The following is a 306-nucleotide window of genomic DNA, read 5'->3' as shown; positions in this document are numbered from 1 at the left end:
GAACCGGAATCGGATCCGCGTCACCGCTCAGCGCGGGGACGTGACGCGCGAGCTGGTCTATGACGCGGTCACCGGAAAGCTGCTCTGGGACAACCTCAATCCCGACCGCGACCGGACCCGCGACCGTCTGTATCAGCAGGACTTCGATCAGGATCGCGATCGCGACCGGCTGCACGACATGACCGGGGACAAGGACCAGGATCGGACCCAGGATCAGGACCGGACCCGCGATCCGTCCACCCACTGATCAGCCGGGGCGGTTACCAGCCGATCCTCCTCGCCGGGCTGCCGATAGACCGAGGCGGC

The 306-nt window shown here is 67.0% G+C and carries 1 pseudogene; it reads left to right on the top strand.

Features of this window, described 5'->3' with window-relative positions:
* Positions 1 to 247 (top strand): annotated as a pseudogene (locus tag EIP85_RS22980) (hypothetical protein); the annotation flags it as partial.
* Positions 248 to 306 lie beyond the last annotated feature (59 nt).

The sequence above is a fragment of the Solirhodobacter olei genome, assembly GCF_004010155.1.
GTDB classification, from domain to species: Bacteria; Pseudomonadota; Alphaproteobacteria; order Rhodobacterales; family Rhodobacteraceae; genus Solirhodobacter; species Solirhodobacter olei.
This window is presented reverse-complemented; position numbering and strand designations above follow the sequence as displayed.